At 52.4% G+C, this 17794-nt stretch carries 18 protein-coding genes, 3 tRNA genes and 2 pseudogenes; 7 read left to right on the forward strand and 16 right to left on the reverse strand.

What is annotated here, in order from left to right; translation table 11 throughout:
* Positions 1–81: 81 nt before the first annotated feature.
* The 4 genes from deoD to deoC form a co-directional block, all read right to left on the reverse strand.
* Positions 82–801, reverse strand: a complete 720-nt coding sequence (gene deoD / locus ACJHX4_RS11565) for a purine-nucleoside phosphorylase (RefSeq protein ID WP_000224879.1) — start codon at positions 799–801, stop codon at positions 82–84.
* 56 nt (positions 802–857) lie between these two features.
* Positions 858–2081, reverse strand: a complete 1224-nt coding sequence (gene deoB, locus ACJHX4_RS11570) for a phosphopentomutase (protein WP_000816460.1) — start codon at positions 2079–2081, stop codon at positions 858–860.
* Between the two features lie 51 nt (positions 2082–2132).
* Complete coding sequence (gene deoA, locus ACJHX4_RS11575; RefSeq protein WP_000477800.1) at positions 2133–3455, reverse strand: thymidine phosphorylase; 1323 nt, start codon at positions 3453–3455, stop codon at positions 2133–2135.
* 77 nt (positions 3456–3532) lie between these two features.
* Complete coding sequence (gene deoC / locus ACJHX4_RS11580; protein WP_001295412.1) at positions 3533–4312, reverse strand: deoxyribose-phosphate aldolase; 780 nt, start codon at positions 4310–4312, stop codon at positions 3533–3535.
* Between the two features lie 257 nt (positions 4313–4569).
* On the opposite strand from deoC, the gene ACJHX4_RS11585 reads away from it, so the two are divergent.
* On the forward strand, positions 4570–6120 hold the full coding sequence (locus ACJHX4_RS11585; RefSeq protein WP_001143221.1) for a YjjI family glycine radical enzyme: 1551 nt from the start codon (positions 4570–4572) through the stop codon (positions 6118–6120).
* On the forward strand, positions 6092–6955 hold the full coding sequence (locus ACJHX4_RS11590) for a YjjW family glycine radical enzyme activase (RefSeq protein ID WP_001088370.1): 864 nt from the start codon (positions 6092–6094) through the stop codon (positions 6953–6955). The genes ACJHX4_RS11585 and ACJHX4_RS11590 overlap by 29 nt, the downstream gene beginning before the upstream one ends.
* Positions 6956–7189: 234 nt before the next feature.
* Here the strand turns inward: ACJHX4_RS11590 and ACJHX4_RS11595 are convergent, their stop codons facing one another.
* From ACJHX4_RS11595 to holD, 8 genes are all read right to left on the reverse strand, one after another.
* A complete protein-coding gene (locus ACJHX4_RS11595; RefSeq protein ID WP_000563043.1) occupies positions 7190–7969 on the reverse strand; it encodes a metal-dependent hydrolase in 780 nt (259 codons plus the stop codon).
* On the reverse strand, positions 7966–9039 hold the full coding sequence (locus ACJHX4_RS11600; RefSeq protein WP_001298490.1) for a patatin family protein: 1074 nt from the start codon (positions 9037–9039) through the stop codon (positions 7966–7968). The genes ACJHX4_RS11595 and ACJHX4_RS11600 overlap by 4 nt, the downstream gene beginning before the upstream one ends.
* A 121-nt stretch (positions 9040–9160) precedes the next feature.
* Positions 9161–9322, reverse strand: coding sequence for a DUF1328 domain-containing protein (locus ACJHX4_RS11605; protein ID WP_000490275.1), 162 nt, complete (start codon positions 9320–9322; stop codon positions 9161–9163).
* Between the two features lie 126 nt (positions 9323–9448).
* Complete coding sequence (gene osmY / locus ACJHX4_RS11610) at positions 9449–10054, reverse strand: molecular chaperone OsmY (protein WP_001531357.1); 606 nt, start codon at positions 10052–10054, stop codon at positions 9449–9451.
* A gap of 392 nt (positions 10055–10446) precedes the next feature.
* Positions 10447–12036, reverse strand: a complete 1590-nt coding sequence (prfC, locus tag ACJHX4_RS11615) for a peptide chain release factor 3 (RefSeq protein ID WP_000175940.1) — start codon at positions 12034–12036, stop codon at positions 10447–10449.
* A 90-nt stretch (positions 12037–12126) separates the two neighbouring features.
* Entirely contained in the window at positions 12127–12804 is a 678-nt protein-coding gene (gene yjjG / locus ACJHX4_RS11620) for a pyrimidine 5'-nucleotidase (protein ID WP_000870722.1), read from the reverse strand.
* Between the two features lie 14 nt (positions 12805–12818).
* A complete protein-coding gene (rimI, locus tag ACJHX4_RS11625) occupies positions 12819–13265 on the reverse strand; it encodes a ribosomal protein S18-alanine N-acetyltransferase (protein WP_001092452.1) in 447 nt (148 codons plus the stop codon).
* Positions 13234–13647: a DNA polymerase III subunit psi gene (holD, locus tag ACJHX4_RS11630; RefSeq protein WP_000204031.1), complete on the reverse strand. Its 414-nt coding sequence runs from the start codon at positions 13645–13647 to the stop codon at positions 13234–13236. The genes rimI and holD overlap by 32 nt, the downstream gene beginning before the upstream one ends.
* Before the next feature lie 102 nt (positions 13648–13749).
* Here holD and rsmC point away from each other — a divergent pair, with 102 nt between their 5' ends.
* The 4 genes from rsmC (at position 13750) to ACJHX4_RS11650 (ending at position 15303) form a co-directional block, all read left to right on the forward strand.
* Complete coding sequence (gene rsmC, locus ACJHX4_RS11635) at positions 13750–14781, forward strand: 16S rRNA (guanine(1207)-N(2))-methyltransferase RsmC (protein ID WP_001272297.1); 1032 nt, start codon at positions 13750–13752, stop codon at positions 14779–14781.
* A 199-nt stretch (positions 14782–14980) separates the two neighbouring features.
* Positions 14981–15067: transfer RNA gene (locus ACJHX4_RS11640), tRNA-Leu, on the forward strand.
* A 28-nt stretch (positions 15068–15095) separates the two neighbouring features.
* Positions 15096–15182: transfer RNA gene (locus ACJHX4_RS11645), tRNA-Leu, on the forward strand.
* A 34-nt stretch (positions 15183–15216) separates the two neighbouring features.
* Positions 15217–15303, forward strand: a tRNA-Leu gene (locus ACJHX4_RS11650).
* Between the two features lie 38 nt (positions 15304–15341).
* Here the strand turns inward: ACJHX4_RS11650 and ACJHX4_RS11655 are convergent.
* Positions 15342–15578, reverse strand: a complete 237-nt coding sequence (locus ACJHX4_RS11655; RefSeq protein ID WP_001531311.1) for a DUF1435 domain-containing protein — start codon at positions 15576–15578, stop codon at positions 15342–15344.
* A gap of 140 nt (positions 15579–15718) precedes the next feature.
* Here ACJHX4_RS11655 and fhuF point away from each other — a divergent pair, with 140 nt between their 5' ends.
* Positions 15719–16507 carry a siderophore-iron reductase FhuF gene (gene fhuF, locus ACJHX4_RS11660; RefSeq protein WP_001531310.1) on the forward strand — a complete coding sequence of 263 codons (789 nt, stop codon included), beginning with the start codon at positions 15719–15721 and terminating at the stop codon, positions 16505–16507.
* A 37-nt stretch (positions 16508–16544) separates the two neighbouring features.
* Here fhuF and bglJ read toward each other — a convergent pair whose 3' ends face one another.
* From bglJ to ACJHX4_RS11675, 3 genes and pseudogenes are all read right to left on the reverse strand, one after another.
* Complete coding sequence (gene bglJ / locus ACJHX4_RS11665; RefSeq protein ID WP_001311355.1) at positions 16545–17222, reverse strand: DNA-binding transcriptional activator BglJ; 678 nt, start codon at positions 17220–17222, stop codon at positions 16545–16547.
* Positions 17180–17689: pseudogene (locus tag ACJHX4_RS11670) on the reverse strand (helix-turn-helix domain-containing protein); the annotation flags it as partial. The gene bglJ and the pseudogene ACJHX4_RS11670, both read right to left, overlap by 43 nt.
* A 3-nt stretch (positions 17690–17692) precedes the next feature.
* Positions 17693–17794: pseudogene (locus ACJHX4_RS11675) on the reverse strand (IS30 family transposase); the annotation flags it as partial.

Here is a 17794-nt window from a genome sequence, read left to right on the forward strand (position 1 = left end):
AGATAAATGAATAAATACTAAAAAGCCGGAGCAGTCTCCCACTCCGGCTTCACACGACAATCGCCTTTCAGCAAAACACAATTACTCTTTATCGCCCAGCAGAACGGATTCCAGCGCGATTTTGATCATGTCGTTGAAGGTGGTCTGACGCTCAGCGGCAGTGGTCTGCTCGTGAGTGCGGATGTGGTCAGACACGGTGCAGATGGTCAGGGCTTTCGCGCCAAATTCTGCAGCGACGCCGTAGATACCCGCCGCTTCCATTTCCACGCCGAGGATGCCGTATTTTTCCATCACGTCGAACATTTCGCCGTCCGGAGAGTAGAACAGGTCAGCGGAGAACAGGTTACCAACGCGAGCATCAACGCCCAGTGCTTTTGCCGCGTCTACCGCGTTACGCACCATGTCGAAGTCAGCGATAGCGGCAAAGTCATGGTCTTTAAAACGGATGCGGTTAACTTTGGAATCGGTGCAGGCACCCATACCGATAACGACGTCGCGCAGTTTTACGTGCGGCAGAACAGCGCCACAGGAACCCACGCGGATAATTTTCTTCACGCCGAAATCAGTGATCAGTTCTTTGGTGTAGATGGAGCAGGACGGGATACCCATACCGTGGCCCATTACGGAAATTTTGCGGCCTTTGTAAGTACCAGTGAAGCCCAGCATACCGCGAACGTTGTTCACTTCACGGGCATCTTCAAGGAAAGTTTCAGCAATATACTTCGCACGCAGCGGGTCGCCTGGCATCAAAACTACGTCAGCAAAATCGCCCATTTCTGCATTAATGTGTGGAGTAGCCATCGTTTTATCCTTTTTGTGACATATTAAAGGCGGAGTCACTGCTCCGCCCAAATCCATCAGAACATGGCTTTGCCATATTCCATATCAGAAGTACCAAAATATTTTGCCAGAGTCTGGCCGATATCCGCGAAGGTTTCACGATGACCCAGCGAACCTGGTTTCACTTTCGGGCCGTAAACCAGTACCGGAATGTGTTCACGCGTGTGGTCAGTACCGGTCCAGGTCGGGTCACAACCGTGGTCAGCAGTGAGAATCAGAATATCGTCATCGCGCAGCAAAGACATCAGCTCCGGCAGACGGCGGTCGAACAGTTCCAGACCCGCAGCATAACCGGCGACGTCGCGGCGGTGGCCCCAGGAAGAGTCGAAGTCAACGAAGTTGGTGAAGACGATGGTGTTATCACCCGCTTCTTTCATCTCTTTGATGGTGGCGTCAAACAGCGCGTCCAGCCCGGTCGCTTTCACTTTTTTGGTGATACCGCAGTTGGCATAGATGTCTGCAATTTTACCGACCGAAACCACCTGGCCGTGTTTTTCATCAACCAGTTTCTGCAGCACGGTCGGTGCTGGCGGCTCAACAGCCAGGTCGTGACGGTTACCAGTACGCTGGAAGTTACCGGCTTTGTCGCCGATAAACGGACGAGCGATAACACGACCGATGTTGTAGCCGCCGTTGGTCAGCTCTTCACGGGCGATTTCGCACAGCTCGTAGAGTTTATCCAGGCCAAAGGTTTCTTCATGGCAGGCAATCTGGAACACGGAGTCAGCGGAGGTATAGAAAATCGGCTTGCCGGTTTTCATATGCTCTTCGCCCAGTTGATCCAGAATGACCGTACCGGAAGAGTGGCAGTTACCGAGGTAACCCGGCAGATTAGCGCGTTCGACCAGTTTATCCAGCAACTCTTGCGGGAAGCTGTTTTCGTGATCGGAGAAGTATCCCCACTCAAACAGAACCGGCACACCAGCAATTTCCCAGTGACCAGACGGGGTGTCTTTACCGGATGACATTTCGTGCGCCCATGCGTACGCGCCGATAACTTCAGCGTTGCCATCCATTCCCGCCGGAATGAAACCGGTAGAACCTTCGTGTGCTTTCGCCAGCCCAAGACGGGTCAGATTTGGCAGATTGAGCGGGCCTTTACGACCGTGGTCAGCTTCGCCTTTGGCACAAGCTTCTGCGATATGACCCAGGGTGTCAGCCCCGACGTCACCAAAGCGTTCTGCATCTTCTGTAGCGCCGATGCCGAATGAGTCCAGCACCATAATAAATGCACGTTTCATATGTTCTCCGTACTCAGTGCTTCAAATTTAAATGATCGGATCAGTATACCGTTATTCGCTGATGCGGCGATAGACAGTTGGTGTGCTTTCCGGTGCTTTATCGGCAAGTTTAATTGCCGCTTTCACCGCTTTCGCCGCTTCCTGCCAGCTGTTTTCGTCTTTCGCGTGGATAACTGCCAGCGGACGCTGACCGTCTACCTGGTCGCCCAGACGCGCCATATCAGTAAAGCCGACGCTGTAATCGATGGTGTCAGATGCCTGACGGCGTCCGCCGCCCATTGCAACCACTGCCATCCCCAGTGCGCGGGTATCCATTTCACTGACAAACCCTTCGGTATCAGCATAGACTGCTTTCGTCAGCATCGCTGTCGGCAGATACTTCGCGTAGTTCTCAACGAAGTCGGTCGGGCCTTTTTGTGCCGCGACCATACGACCAAAGACTTCTGCCGCTTTACCGTTGTCCAGCACCGCCTGCAATTTCGCGCGCGCTTCGGCGTCATTTTTCGCCAGTTTGCCGGAGATCAGCATCTCCACGCACAGTGCCATCGTGACATCAAACAGACGCGGGTTACGATGTTCACCCGTCAGGAACTGCACCGCTTCACGAACTTCAACCGCGTTACCTGCACTGGAGGCCAGTACCTGATTCATATCGGTGAGCAGCGCGGTGGTGCGCACGCCAGCGCCGTTAGCCACGCCAACAATCGCTTCGGCAAGGGCTTCAGAGAGTTCGTAGGTCGGCATAAACGCGCCGCTACCCACTTTCACGTCCATCACCAGCGCGTCCAGACCTTCCGCCAGTTTCTTCGCCAGAATAGAGGCGGTGATCAGCGGGATTGAATCCACGGTTGCGGTAATATCGCGGGTCGCGTAGAAACGTTTATCCGCCGGAGCCAGTGAGCTGGTCTGGCCGATAATCGCCACGCCGACGTCTTTAATAATTTCGCGGAAACGGTTGTCATCCGGGAAAATGTCGAAGCCAGGGATGGATTCCAGTTTGTCGAGCGTACCGCCAGTATGACCGAGGCCGCGACCGGAGATCATCGGAATATAGCCGCCACAGGCAGCGACCATTGGCCCCAACATCAGCGAAGTCACATCGCCGACACCGCCGGTCGAGTGTTTATCAACAATCGGGCCATTCAGATGCAGGCTTTTCCAGTCGAGAACGGTTCCTGAATCTCGCATCGCCATGGTCAGCGAGACACGCTCAGGCATTGTCATATCGTGGAAGAAAATGGTCATCGCGAGGGCGGCAATCTGCCCTTCGGAGATAGTGTTGTCGCGAATGCCGTTGATAAAGAAACGAATTTCTTCATCACTCAGCGCATGACCATCACGTTTTTTACGAATAATTTCTTGTGCGAGAAACAAGGTAACCTCCCGTGGAAAAGAGACGAGGTAATCGGGGAACCGGATGAGCATCGCTGCATCATCCGGCAAATCAAGCCTTAGTAGCTGCTGGCGCTCTTACCGTCGCCGTGGCCCAGAGCTTTCAGCAGGCTTGCCAGCAAGCTGGAAGCACCAAAGCGGTAGTGACGCGCATCAGCCCAGTCAGCACCGAACAGTTCATCTGCAATGGCGAGATATTTCTGCGCATCTTCCGCAGTACGCACGCCGCCTGCCGGTTTGAAACCAACGGTTTTTTCTACGCCCATATCGCGGATCACTTCCATCATGATGCGCGCGCTTTCCGGCGTCGCATTCACAGCCACTTTACCGGTAGAGGTTTTGATGAAGTCAGCACCCGCTTTGATGGAGATTTCAGACGCTTTACGGATCAGCGCTTCGTCTTTCAGTTCGCCGGTTTCAATAATCACTTTCAGCAGTACGTTCGCCGCAGCGCAAGCCTCTTTACAGGCTTTCACCAGGTCAAAACCAACCTGCTCGTTACCTGCCATCAGCGCGCGGTACGGGAACACCACGTCAACTTCATCGGCACCGTAGGCGATTGCCGCACGGGTTTCTGCCAGCGCGATTTCGATGTCGTCGTTACCGTGTGGGAAGTTAGTTACCGTAGCGATACGGATTTCCGGGGTGCCCTGCTCTTTCAGAGTTTTGCGAGCAATCGGGATAAAGCGAGGATAGATACAGATAGCGGCGGTATTGCCGACCGGAGTTTTGGCCTGATGACACAGTGCGATCACTTTCTCATCGGTGTCGTCGTCATTCAGGGTGGTCAGGTCCATCAATTTCAGTGCACGCAGGCTGCTTGCTTTCAGATCAGTCATTTCATTCTCCTGGCTTGTCGCCAATAAAATTCACCTTGCGAGTTTGTTAGTATTCTAACATCTACTCCGCAACACACTTCGATGTACATCACAATTAAGGAAATCTACTTACAAGTTTGCATCACTGTAATGCGATCTGGTTCAAATAATTCACTTTCAAATGAATGCGTCAGTGGTGGCAAACGCATCAGGATCAAAGTGAACATCACGAAACTTCTTACAATGGCGCATCACCTTCGGCATAAAAGGAAAAGAAGATGCCCACTTCTCATGAAAATGCACTGCAACAACGTTGCCAGCAAATTGTCACCAGCCCGGTACTTAGCCCGGAGCAGAAGCGCCATTTTCTGGCACTGGAAGCAGAAAACAATCTGCCTTACCCACAGCTGCCTGCCGAAGCCCGCCGCGCGCTGGATGAGGGGGTAATCTGCGATATGTTTGAAGGTCATGCGCCGTACAAACCGCGCTATGTCTTACCCGATTACGCTCGTTTTCTGGCGCACGGTTCCGAATGGCTGGAGCTGGAAGGCGCGAAAGACCTTGATGACGCACTCTCTCTGCTGACCATTCTTTACCACCATGTACCGTCGGTCACATCGATGCCGGTCTACCTGGGGCAACTGGATGCGTTGTTGCAACCGTATGTTAGAATTCTAACACAAGACGAGATCGATATTCGAATAAAACGTTTCTGGCGTTACCTCGACAGAACCCTGCCAGACGCCTTTATGCATGCCAATATCGGTCCGTCTGATTCGCCCATTACCCGTGCAATATTACGTGCAGACGCAGAGCTGAAGCAGGTTTCACCGAACCTGACCTTTATCTACGATCCTGATATCACCCCTGATGACCTGCTGCTGGAAGTGGCGAAAAACGTCTGTGAATGTAGCAAACCGCACATCGCCAACGGTCCGGTGCATGATAAAATTTTCACAAAAGGGGGCTACGGGATTGTGAGCTGTTACAACTCACTGCCGCTGGCGGGTGGTGGCAGCACGCTGGTACGCCTTAACCTGAAAGCCATTGCCGAGCGCAGCGAATCGCTGGATGACTTCTTTACGCGCACTCTACCGCACTACTGCCAACAGCAGATCGCCATCATCGATGCGCGGTGTGAATTCCTCTATCAACAATCACACTTCTTTGAGAATAGCTTCCTGGTGAAAGAAGGGTTGATTGATCCTGAACGTTTTGTGCCGATGTTTGGCATGTATGGGCTGGCGGAAGCGGTTAACTTGCTGTGTGAAAAAGAAGGGATTGCCGCACGCTACGGTAAAGAGGCCGCCGCAAATGAAGTGGGTTATCGCATTAGCGCGCAACTGGCGGAGTTTGTCGCCAATACCCCCGTGAAATATGGCTGGCAAAAACGCGCCATGTTACACGCACAGTCGGGGATCAGTTCCGATATCGGCACCACGCCGGGCGCGCGTTTGCCATATGGTGATGAGCCAGATCCGATTACCCATCTGCAAACTGTCGCCCCGCATCATGCTTATTATTATTCCGGCATCAGCGACATTCTGACGCTCGACGAAACCATCAAACGTAATCCGCAGGCGCTGGTACAGCTTTGCCTCGGTGCCTTTAAAGCCGGAATGCGTGAATTTACCGCCAATGTCAGCGGTAACGATCTGGTTCGCGTTACCGGTTATATGGTGCGTTTGTCGGATTTAGAAAAATATCGCGCCGAAGGTTCACGCACCAACACCACCTGGCTGGGAGAAGAAGCCGCACGCAACACTCGTATTCTGGAACGCCAGCCGCGCGTGATAAGCCATGAACAGCAGATGCGCTTTAGTCAGTAAGATTATCCCCTTCTCCTGCGTTGACGGGCCAGGCAGTCGTCTGGCTCTGTTTTTGCAGGGCTGCAATCTGCGCTGCAAAAACTGTCACAATCCGTGGACGATGGGGCGCTGTAATGATTGCGGAGAGTGCGTGCCGCAGTGTCCGCATCAGGCGTTGCAGATTGTCGACGGCAAAGTGGCGTGGAGCGCGGCTGTCTGCGAGCAATGTGATACCTGCCTGAAGATGTGTCCGCAACATGCTACGCCAATGGCGCAATCCATGAGCGTGGACGAGGTGCTTAACCATGTCCGCAAAGCGGTTCTGTTTATTGAAGGGATAACGGTAAGCGGCGGCGAAGCCACGACCCAGTTGCCGTTTGTGGTGGCGCTGTTTACTGCCATCAAAAACGATCCGCAACTGTGCCATCTCACCTGCCTCGTGGACAGTAACGGCATGTTGAGCGAAACCGGCTGGGAAAAATTGCTCCCGGCGTGTGACGGCGCAATGCTCGATCTCAAAGCGTGGGGGAGCGAATGTCATCAGCAATTAACCGGACGCGATAATCAGCAGATCAAGCGCAGCATCTGTTTGCTGGCAGAGCGCGGTAAGCTGGCGGAACTGCGTTTGCTGGTAATCCCTGGCCAGGTGGATTATTTGCAACACATCGAAGAACTGGCGGCGTTAATCAAGGGACTTGGTGATGTTCCGGTACGCCTGAACGCGTTTCATGCCCACGGCGTGTATGGCGAGGCGCAAAGCTGGCCGAGCGCCACGCCGGAAGACGTTGAGAGGTTGGCTGATTCATTACGGGAGCGCGGAGTGAGCAGGTTGATATTTCCGGCGCTGTATCTTTGATATGCCGGATGCGGCGTAAACGCCTTATCCGGCCTACGGTTCGGCGCAGGCCTGTAGGCCTGATAAGACGCGTCAAGCGTCGCATCAGGCATTGTGCGCCAGCTGCCGGATGCGGCGTAAACGCCTTATCCGGCCTACGGTTCGGCACAGACTTGTAGGCATGATAAGACGCGTCAGCGTCGCATCAGGCATTGTGCGCCAGCTGCCGGATGCGGCGTAAACGCCTTGTCCGGCCTACGGCACGTTAAACAACGTATAGGTGTTATTAAGCAACGCTTGCGCAATCTCATCCGCCGGTTCCCGGCGTAACTCGCAAAGCACGTCAAACACCCGCGCGGCCTGTTCCGGGCGGTTTGCCTGCCCCTGAAAACCATTGAGCGGCATATCTGGTGCGTCGGTTTCCAGCAACAACGATGCCAGCGGTAATTTTGCGATGACATCGCGGGTTTTACTGGCGCGTGGATAGGTAATAGTCCCGCCTACGCCAATTTTGTAGCCCAGTTGCACAAACCGTTCGGCCTGTTGCAGGCTGCCGGAAAAACCATGAACCACGCCAGTGCACGGTAAATCGTGGCGTTTAAGATGCATCGCCAGTTTGTCGTGCGTGCGTCGTGAATGCAGGATCACCGGCAGATCGTAGCGTTTCGCCAGTTTCAGTTGTTCGTCGAGTAACCACTGCTGCCTCTCAAATTGCGGATCGTCTCCGAAGAGATCCAGACCGATCTCCCCCACCGCCACCACCTTCGCCGGATGCCTTTCCAGCGCCTGCTGTAGCTGATCAAGAGACACATCGCTATGTTTTTCCAACATACCAGGATGCAAGCCCAATGCGGCATACAGCGGTTGATATTTTTCCGCTAACGCCTGCACGCGGGCAAAATTTTCCGCCTCTGTCGCCGGAACAATGATCTTGCCTACGCCCGCTTGTGCCGCACGTTGCAGGCTGGCCTCTTCATCGCCACTAAACGGCGGGAAATCAAAATGGCAGTGGGTGTCGATAAAACGGCAAATCAAGCCAGATCCTCATTGTTAAATGTCGGGTCGTTCGCCTGCGGAGCGTCGCTCACTTCGGCAACCAGCGTATCGTTGGCGACTGGCGCTGGCGGAATAACGATCGACTCCGGCGTCACCACCGGCACCAGATGGCGGCTCAGCGGCGCTTTTTCAGTCAATAATTTACCGACCGTTGCCAGAAAATAACGCCCACATAAACGCCCAAGTTTATAGTCTTCACGCAGCGCCGGAATCCGACTGCCGAGCGCAATACTATGCAATGGCTTCGGCGGATAAATTTCGAATATCCGCAGCTGGCCCGGTGGTTTCTCAATAAATTGCTGAATCTCACGATAGCTTGTTTCATGATGCTGCACCAGATTGACCAGCGGCTGCAGGCTACTGTCACCCAGCCAGCGTTCCATGCGTTTGAACCACTGTGGCGTGTAGTACATTTGTGACGGCACAGTGCGGATGACGACCAACGTTTTTGCTCCCTGCCTTGCCGCCTCTTTAACCGGGATCGCATCACTGATCCCACCATCCAGGTAGTTAATACCTTCCAGCGACACTCCGCTACGATAAAAGCCAGGTATCGCACTGGAGGCGCGAATCACATCCAGCCAGTTTTGTTTAGTTGGCAAAAAGTAATTCGGCGCATAGTCATCCTGACGACAGGCGCACATATAAAACGATTTGCCGCTGTCAAATAACCGCGCTGCGGTGTCCATTTGCAACGGCATCTGGCTTGCGGTGGCCTCCACCAGCCAGTCGAGATCGATAAGATTTCCTCCACGGACAAAGCGCAATGGATCGAAAAATTCGCGTTTTGTGGTGTAACGCATGATGACTTTGCGCGCGTAACCGGGCTGATTGCAGATATACGCCGAGAGGTTCTGCGCCCCGGCAGATGTGCCGAGATAAAGATCGAAAGGATTAAACTGCGCACGCATAAACTCATCCAGCACGCCAGCCGTGAAAATTCCACGCTGTCCGCCGCCTTCGCACACCAGAGCAATCCGTCCAGGCTGGAACGGCCTTAGCGACAACGGCGCAATATTACCAAGCGTTACAGGTATTCGCTGCCCCACCTCTGCCTTCCTGTTTTTGTTGTGAAAGAATGACAAAGTAACGCAATTTATTATTCGCTAAAACCGCAAAAGCCAGTCCGCTGGACTGGCTTTGGATAAAATTTTCTTAATGGTCTGAAATCTAGGGGCGTTTTCGGCCCATGAACAAACTCACCAGGAACAGAATAATCCCGACGACAAAGACAATTTTAGCTGCGCCTGCAGCAGTACCGGCCAGACCACCAAACCCAAGTGCGGCGGCGATTAACGCGATAACCAGAAATATGATGCCCCAACGAAACATAAGCGTCTCCTTTACCATAGTTAATGTCACCGCTTGATATGAGCGTGAAAATCACTCAATGCGATATTTTTAGTGTGGTGCACATCGCGCCTCCCGACAAAGTTCTGGAGGTCGAATTACGACGAATTACTTAGTTTTCAGATCATTTTTAACGCTTTTCACACCATCTACCGCTTTGGCGATACTTTCAGCACGGTCGCTCTGTGCCTGAGAATCTACGGTACCGGAGAGCTGAACCACGCCATCGGTGGTTTCAACTTTCACATGACGGGAAGGGACGATATCGTCCGCCAGCAGTTTGGCTTTGGTTTCACTGGTGGTGGCGGTGTCACCCGCATAGCCTTTCACAGAGCTTTCTTTAGCGTCGCGAACGTGCAGTTTGTCGCTGACAGAGGTCACGCCCTCAACACCTTTCGCCACTTTCACCGCCTCTTCGGCCTGAGCCTGGCTTTCAACGAAACCGCTCAGGGTCACGACTTTTTGATCGGTTTTGACAGAGATATCGGTGCTCTTGATGTTGTCATGATCCACCAGGGCCGCCTTCACTTTCGCGGTGATGGCACTGTCATCCATGAAATTACCGACTTTATTCATAGAGCTATCGACTTTTTGCCCTGCGCTTTCATTGGTAGTCTGCGCGTTGTTTTCTGCGTAGGCAGAGCCGGTCGCGACGGCAGAAGTCAACATTACAGCCAGCAGAGTTTTCGAAATCTTCAGTCTTGTCATAGTCATCGATTTATTCCTGTATGTTTGCTCGTAATTTGAGCCTGGCAACACGAGGTTGCATTGCTGAATAGGGAGAGACTTCACCCTCTACAGAAGTCAATGGTCGCCATCACAAAAGCGATGGGTGATGAATAACGACCATTACAGCCTCTGAATCAGTTATTAATATCGGTAGAATGACAATCGACGGCTTTAGATACTGATATCTACGCATTGAACGGTATTTAACGCCGTCAGAAATGTCATTACTTTGTTAAATATAGATCACAATTTTGAAACCGCTCGGGATATCAGCTAAAACATAAGCAAAAGTGAATGTTTTAAGAACATTCCGTAAGCGGCTAATAAGGAAGGGAAATTGACAGGGCGCAGCGGCTACCGCGCCCTGGAGGCTAGAATTAATGCTCGCGGGTCTGGTGGAACTGAACGTCCGGATAACGTTCCTGCGCCAGGCGCAGATTGACCATGCTGGTAGCGATGTAAGCGAGGTTATCGCCACCATCAAGCGCCAGTTGGCTTTCGTTCTTACGCTTGAACTCTTCGAATTTCTTCGCGTCCGCACATTCTACCCAGCGGGCGGTGGCAACGTTGACTGACTCATACACTGCTTCAACGTTGTATTCGCTCTTCAGGCGCGCTACCACCACATCAAACTGCAGCACACCAACCGCACCAACGATCAGATCGTTGTTGGAGATCGGACGGAACACCTGCACCGCGCCCTCTTCGGAAAGCTGTACCAGCCCTTTGAGCAGCTGTTTTTGCTTCAGCGGATCTTTCAGGCGGATACGACGGAACAGTTCTGGCGCGAAGTTCGGAATACCGGTGAACTTCATCATCTCACCCTGGGTAAAGGTATCGCCGATCTGAATGGTGCCGTGGTTGTGCAGGCCGAGAATATCGCCCGGATACGCTTCTTCAACGTGCGAACGATCGCCTGCCATAAAGGTCAGCGCGTCGGAGATCACTACATCTTTCGCGGTGCGCACCTGGCGCAGCTTCATGCCTTTTTCATATTTACCGGATACCACGCGCATAAACGCCACGCGGTCGCGGTGTTTCGGGTCCATGTTGGCCTGAATTTTAAATACGAAGCCGGTAAATTTATCTTCGCTCGCTTCTACGGTACGGGTATCGGTCTGACGCGGCATCGGCGCAGGCGCCCACTCCACCAGGCCATCCAGCATATGATCGACGCCGAAGTTACCCAGCGCAGTACCAAAGAATACCGGGGTGATTTCGCCCGCAAGGAACAGCTCTTTGTCGAACTCATTAGACGCGCCTTTCACCAGCTCCAGTTCGTCACGCAGCTGCTGTGCCAGATCTTCACCAACCGCAGCGTCGAGATCCGGGTTATTCAGCCCTTTAACAATGCGGACTTCCTGAATGGTGTGGCCTTTACCGCTCTGATAGAGATAGGTTTCATCTTTATAAAGGTGGTAAACGCCTTTAAACAGCTTGCCGCAGCCAATCGGCCAGGTGATCGGTGCGCAGCCGATTTTCAGCTCGTTCTCAACTTCATCGAGCAGTTCCATCGGGTCGCGGATATCACGGTCAAGTTTGTTCATAAAGGTGAGGATCGGCGTATCGCGCAGACGGGTAACTTCCATCAGCTTACGGGTACGATCTTCTACACCTTTTGCGGCGTCGATAACCATCAGACAGCAGTCCACCGCCGTCAGGGTACGATAGGTATCTTCCGAGAAGTCTTCGTGCCCCGGGGTATCGAGCAAGTTAACCAGGCAGTCGTGATACGGAAACTGCATCACAGACGTAGTGATGGAGATCCCACGCTGCTTTTCCATCTCCATCCAGTCCGACTTAGCGTGCTGGTTAGAGCCACGGCCTTTTACTGTACCGGCGGTCTGAATGGCCTGTCCGAACAGCAGCACCTTCTCGGTGATGGTAGTCTTACCGGCATCCGGGTGAGAAATAATGGCAAAAGTGCGGCGCTTCGCCACCTCTTGCAAATAAGGAGACAACGTCATAATTCTTTCTTCTTGAGTAAGCGGCATCGCGCCGCGCTTGTTGAAAACGAAAAATTGCGGCTATTTTACCCATCAACGGGGGGGAGGCAATCAGTGTTTACACAGGAGCTGCTCCAGTTCGTGCAACGAAGAAACGGTCCAGGTGGGCGCGATGCCTTCTGGTTGCTCGCGATTGTGCGCATTCAGCCAGCAGGTCGCAAGCCCGGCGTTGATGCCACCGAGAATATCGGACTCAGCAGTGTCGCCAACCATCAGCACGCGTGAACAGTCAGGATTGCCCGCCTGTTCCAGCGCATAATCGAAAATTTTCTTATTCGGTTTGGCAACGCCAACTTCTTCGGAAATCACCAGCAAATCGAAGTAATCACGCAGGCCCGTGCGTTCCAGACGCACCTGTTGCAAGGCGCTAAAGCCGTTGGTGATGATGCCGATTTTGGCGTTGCCACGAATGGCGTTAAGCAGGGAAACCGCCCCCGGCAACGGCGTACAGATTTCCGCCATCGCATTAATAAAGGCCTCGTTGAGTTTACCCGGTTCGACGTTCAGCCGTTCGGCCCAGCTCTCAAACCGCCCGTGCTGAAGCTGTAATGAAGTGATCACGCCGTTTTGATAATCCACCCACAGTGGCTTGTTAACGGCCTGATAGTCCTGAAAATCTTCAGCGGTAAAGGTGACGCTGTAATCAAGAAACATCCGCTGCAGGCCGGTGAATGAGTCAAAGGTAAACAGCGTTTCATCGGCATCAAAGAAAATCCAGTCCCACTTCATTATTCCACCTTGTCTTACATACTGATTGGTAACGCCATGATGATGGCGTCTTCGCGACCGTCCGTGGTGGGGTAGTAATTGCGGCGAATCGTCGCCTCGTTAAAGCCTAAACTTTCGTACAGGGCAATGGCGGCAGCATTTGAGGCACGGACTTCCAGCCATAGCGTCGCCACGCCGCGTTTTTCCAGTTCGTCGATCAGATGTTCCAGCAGCGCCCTTCCCAGTCCCTGACGCTGATAGTCAGGATCGACCGCAATATTGAACAATGTAGCTTCATCCAGCACCACTTGCGTAATCGCAAACGCCGCCATTTTGCCGTTTTGCGTTAACTGAAAGTTGAGATAGCGCTCGCCCTGGTTGCTGGCAAAGGTTTTTTCACTCCACGGAAAGGTGTGGGCGCGTTGTTCAATGTGGAAAGCCGCTGGTAAATCAGTCGTTTCGAGGGAAGAAATCGTGTTCATATGTGCAAATTTGTTGCCATAACGCGGCGCGTGCCGTTGGGTTTGCCCGTAATTCGGTGAGCGCCGGTGATGTCACCTGAGCGCCTTCCAGTGATAGCGGTTCGTCAGTACCCAACCGCCAGCTGTTGCAGCGGCTGCCTTGCGGCAGCATCGCGATTTTTTCTGGCGTCAGTTGCAGCACTTGATCGGGGCTGACGGTTAACGCACGCAGAACATCGCTCACCAGAGGATCGGTCAGGGCGGGAAGATCGTTTGCCACCATCACCAGACGGACGTGTGGCGGGATCGCAATGGCAATCTCCCCCTGCAACGCGCCAGGGCGACGCAGCGACCACTGGGTAATGCCCAGTTGCTGTAACTGCCAGTCTCGTCGGGATGTCATAGCGAATCGCTCCTGTTGTCAGGGGCGCAAATATAGCAAATTCGTCGATACCGCGCCAACATATGGCTATAATCGCCGCCAGTATCAATTGAGGAGCATTCCATGTCTGCATTTACCCCGGCAAGTGAAGTCTTGCTGCGTCACAGTGATGATTTCGAACAAAGCCGTATTCTGTTTGCCGGAGACTTACAGGATGACCTGCCCGCGCGTTTAGATACCGCGGCCAGCCGTGCTCATACCCAGCAATTCCACCACTGGCAGGTGTTAAACCGCCAGATGGGGGATAACGCCCGTTTTAGCCTGGTCGCCACGGCGGATGATGTCGCTGATTGCGATACTTTGATTTACTACTGGCCGAAGAATAAACCGGAAGCCCAGTTCCAGTTGATGAATTTACTTTCTCTGCTTCCGGTGGGCACGGATATTTTTGTCGTTGGCGAGAACCGCAGCGGCGTGCGCAGCGCCGAGCAGATGCTGGCCGATTATGCGCCGTTGAATAAGGTAGACAGCGCCCGTCGCTGCGGCCTCTATTTTGGTCGTCTGGAAAAGCAGCCGGTATTTGATGCCAATAAATTCTGGGGCGAATACAGCGTCGATGGCTTGACGGTCAAAACGCTGCCGGGCGTGTTTAGCCGCGACGGTCTGGATGTCGGCAGTCAGTTGTTGCTCTCGACGCTAACCCCGCACACGAAAGGTAAAGTGCTGGATGTCGGCTGCGGCGCAGGCGTTCTTTCCGTTGCTTTTGCGCGCCATTCACCGAAGATCCGCCTCACTCTGTGTGATGTTTCTGCACCAGCGGTAGAAGCCAGTCGCGCAACACTTGCTGCCAACAGTGTTGAAGGTGAAGTCTTTGCCAGCAACGTCTTTTCCGAGGTGAAAGGTCGTTTTGATATGATCATCTCCAACCCGCCGTTCCACGATGGGATGCAAACCAGCCTGGATGCGGCGCAAACGCTGATTCGCGGCGCGGTGCGTCATCTTAATAGCGGCGGCGAGCTGCGAATTGTAGCGAACGCCTTCCTGCCTTACCCGGACGTGCTGGATGAGACATTTGGTTTCCACGAAGTGATTGCGCAAACCGGGCGCTTCAAGGTGTATCGCGCCATTATGACCCGCCAGGCGAAGAAAGGTTAAGTATCTGATATCTGTCGCCGCATACCGTGTTGGATGCGGCGTACACGCCTTATCTGACCGACAAACGAATTATCCACAATCCGCTGATGGACATTTTTCCAGCAATTACACCTCTGTCGATAATTAACTATTGACGAAAAGCTGAAAACCACTAGAATGCGCCTCCGTGGTAGCAATTCTTTTTAAGAATTGATGGTATGCGAAGGTGGCGGAATTGGTAGACGCGCTAGCTTCAGGTGTTAGTGTCCTTACGGACGTGGGGGTTCAAGTCCCCCCCCTCGCACCAAAAACCACGTTGATATTGCTCGCACTGGGCGAAGGTGGCGGAATTGGTAGACGCGCTAGCTTCAGGTGTTAGTGTTCTTACGGACGTGGGGGTTCAAGTCCCCCCCCTCGCACCAAACGAGGCAATATCAAAAAAAGTAAGATGACTGTGCGAAGGTGGCGGAATTGGTAGACGCGCTAGCTTCAGGTGTTAGTGTCCTTACGGACGTGGGGGTTCAAGTCCCCCCCCTCGCACCAATTATCTTTACTTCTTTTCTTGTCTCTTCACTGTTTTATCACCCCTGATTCAAATTCATTATCATCAGCATGATGCCAGCAATAAGCGCCAGGCACGATGGTAGCAAAACGTAATGCCGTAACTGTTTGTGATACAGCATCACCGGCGTCAATACCAATCCCATCAGAATGACAATCCGCCATTGATCCGGCGATAAATCCGCATACATCAGCCCTGTAATCAGCAATCCCGGCAGCAACACTCCCCAGCCACTGCCCAGCGTACGTTGCAACATGGTTTCATCTCTTTCATTGATAATGATAACCAATATCATATGATAATTTTTATCATTTGCAAGCCAGAGAAATCCCTTGCTATCGGGTAAACCTATCGATAGGATTAGCAATCATTATCATTTAGATTACTATCACGATTATGGCCTATCGTTCCGCACCGCTCTATGAAGATGTTATCTGGCGAACGCATCTCCAGCCGCAGGATGCTGGGCTTGCACAAGCCGTGCGGGCGGCGATCGCCGAACATCGTGAACATTTGCTGGAGTTTATCCGCCTGGATGAACCCGCCCCACTTAACGCCATGACGCTGGCGCAATGGTCATCACCGAATGCGCTAAGTTCTCTACTCGCGGTCTATTCCGATCATATCTACCGCAACCAACCTTTGATGATCCGCGAAAACAAACCGCTGATCTCACTGTGGGCGCAATGGTATATCGGCCTGATGGTACCACCATTAATGCTGGCGCTGCTGACTAAGGAAAAAGCATTAGATGTGTCGCCGGAACACGTCCACGTTGAGTTTCACGAAACCGGACGCGCCGCCTGTTTCTGGGTCGATGTGTGTGAAGATAAAAACGCAACACTACATTCGCCGCAGCAGCGAATGGAAACGTTAATCAGCCAGGCGCTTGTTCCGGTTGTGCAGGCACTAGAAGCAACGGGAGAGATTAACGGCAAACTTATCTGGAGCAATACCGGTTATTTGATCAACTGGTATCTGACTGAGATGAAACAGCTGCTCGGCGAGGCGACAGTTGAATCGCTGCGCCATGCCCTCTTTTTTGAGAAAACGCTTACTACCGGTGAAGATAATCCACTCTGGCGTACCGTGGTGCTACGCGACGGCCTGCTGGTGCGCCGCACTTGCTGCCAGCGTTATCGCTTACCGGATGTGCAGCAATGTGGCGATTGTACGCTGAAATGAAAACACTGCCGGGGAAGTAAACCCGGCATCATGCGGATTAATAAGGATGCAACACATTACTTGTTTCGCAATGCCGCATACATAACAGAATATCTGCGGCCTCCAACAACCCTGCATCAGAACTGACGCCCAGTTTCGACATCACATTAAATTTATGTGCACGGATCGTTTTGATATTGCGTTTAAGCTGCTCGGCAATTTGTGTCATTGAGTAGCCACGCGACATAAAGCGCAATATTTCTCTCTCCGTCGGGCTTAGCGTCCGGCTTTGGTTAATGTACCACTGATTGTTCAGTCGATCGGTCGCCTGACGTACACCATTTAATGACAAAAAGAGTTCCTGATGAAAAATCTCCAGCGTTGACGCTTTACTTAATACACCGTCCAGCGGTGATGGCGATAATGAACCAATCAGCCGAGCTTCAATATCATCATCCGCAATAACTAAACGCCGGGTACGCGGAAACTTAATCGCCAGTTCAGTCAGGCAGGATAATCCCTCTCTGCGCGCACTTCTCATGGCAGAAAAAGAAAAAATGACCGCCGCAAATGAGATCCGCGACATGGCATCCTGAAATGACTCCTGACTGGTATAGGTATGGAGCTTATAAGGGTTACCCGCAAACTTTCTGAATAAACTCTCAATACCGATACGACTCATGACGCATTTTTCTATGAGTGCGACATTTCTCTTCTTAATTCGGCTGTGTTCCATTCTGCGGCATCTCCATAAACAGAAGGCAAGTTAAGTTCTCTTGCACCCTGCGCGCTATTTATCCATGCATACATTTCAGCGTTGCTGTGAATTGCCAGTCGACGCATCGCACTGTTTTTTTGGGCGCTAATAGTTTTATTACTTTTCTTAAGCAATGAAGCTATCTGGTTGATGCCCCATCCTTTACCTAATAGCCGCAGTACCTTGCGCTCTGAAAGAGTGAGAATGACGGAGCGATAGCTAAAATTATGAGTTTCAGTCATTGCCGGAGAGGTCAGCATGGCGCTGATACGCTCTGAGTGCGTATTGCCGGAACGTACGGTCTTGACCAGATTCTCAATGGGTTCAACATCAGACAATAATGTCGCCGTAGGGCACATGAGCAATTCTACTGCCTGGGAATACCAGGAGCGTGACACCATGAAAACCCAGTGAATTTCCCGATATTGTGAGATTAAAGACTTGAATTGTCAAACCAAGTGCAACGATTTTTTGAAGTAAACTTCATAAGGTGTTTTCCAACCTAAACATTTACGTGGTCGTAAATTCAGTTTATTGATCACCTGTTGAAT

Origin of the sequence: Escherichia sp. WS2035 (genome assembly GCF_046487065.1) — a bacterium.
Lineage (GTDB): Bacteria > Pseudomonadota > Gammaproteobacteria > Enterobacterales > Enterobacteriaceae > Escherichia > Escherichia coli.